General features: G+C 43.9%; 1 protein-coding gene. It reads left to right on the top strand.

What is annotated here, in order from left to right; genetic code table 11:
* Positions 1-82: 82 nt before the first annotated feature.
* The gene (locus tag L3V36_RS23790) at positions 83-1,405 is read left to right on the top strand and encodes an IS4-like element ISVbsp1 family transposase (RefSeq protein ID WP_108190234.1); all 1,323 of its coding nucleotides are present in this window, start codon (positions 83-85) and stop codon (positions 1,403-1,405) included.
* Positions 1,406-1,425 lie beyond the last annotated feature (20 nt).

The following is a 1,425-nucleotide window of genomic DNA, read 5'->3' as shown; positions in this document are numbered from 1 at the left end:
TAATGCCGATCGTTTAAGAAGACTTGAACGATCTTGCAGTTAGCAGATAATCCCCATCAACAACGTTGATGGGGATTTTTTTATGCTTGAACAAGAATTAGCAATGGCACACGAGACCATTGAAGATGCCGACAATTATGAATCTGTAGTCGACGCCATTCAGATTGAGTGGATAGAACAAGCTCTTCTTGAAACCAATAAAGCGAGCATAAGACGACGTCGGCTTCCCGCTCAGCAAGCTGTCTGGTTAGTTATTTGGATGGGGCTGCAACGCAACATGTCTATCAAAGAGGTATGCAGTTCATTAGACATTGCGCTTCAGCCTAAACCTGAAGATAGCTGGTCTCGTGTTGCACCTAGTGTCCTAACTGATTCACGCCGACGTCTAGATGAGAGTCCATTAGCGGCTCTGTTTCACACAACGGTAAAGGCTTGGAACGGAGATATCCTTCAACAAGATAAAGACTTAGAGCTTAATGTTCTTGCTGTGGATGGAACAACATTTAGGTGCCAAGATTCCCCAGAGAACGCTGAAGAATTTGGGTTCATCTCTAAAAAATTGAAACCTTACCCTCAACTTCGTTTAGTCGCTTTGATGTCAACAGAAACTCGAATGATTATGGGGGCGGCTTTTGATGGCTGTCATGTCGGTGAAACGACCTTAGCTAAGCGTCTATTCAATGATATCCCCGCACATTCATTGACCTTATTTGATCGTTGTTATTTCTCGGCAGACCTCTTGTTGTCGTGGCAAGAGAGTGCGGAAAATGCTCACTGGTTAATGCCTGCAAAACGTAAGCTACGCTATGAAGTGTTGGAGAAATATGCGGAGAACGACATGCTCATCTCAATGCCCATCTCTCCTCAAGCTCAACGGCAGAATCCGAATTTACCCACACGTTGGGAAGCCAGATTAGTCCTATATCAAGAGCCAAAAGGTGAGATAAAAGGTTTTATTACTTCACTTACAGACCCTAGTAGATACTCGCTAGAAAGCCTGCTGCGTATTTATTGGCAACGCTGGGAGATAGAAGAAGGTTATGGTGAAATTAAACAGACTCAACTGCAAAGTCACGTCACTTTACGAAGTCGTTTTTCTGCCGGTGTGAAGCAAGAGCTTTGGGGTGTATTACTTGCCTATAACTTAGTGCGATTAGAGATGGTTAAGATAGCTTCAGAAGCCGGGGTTCGAGCGACTAGGGTCAGTTTTACCGCCGCAATTAACCTTATTGATGCGCAATTACGTTGGTTAGCTTTAAGTCCAGACGGAACTCTACCTGTAAAACTGAAAAGGATGAGAGACAGTTTGAGTCACTTCATTCTTCCAGATAAAAGAAAGGACCGAACGTTTCCACGTTCAGTCCTCTTTGTCCCAGCCAAATATCCGTTCAGGTTCAAGCAATAATGCTTATCCGAACGGCATTA

The organism is Vibrio sp. G-C-1 (genome assembly GCF_021728015.1).
GTDB classification, from domain to species: Bacteria; Pseudomonadota; Gammaproteobacteria; order Enterobacterales; family Vibrionaceae; genus Vibrio; species Vibrio splendidus.
Note: the sequence above shows the minus strand (reverse complement) of the source record. Positions and strands in the feature narration are given on the sequence as shown.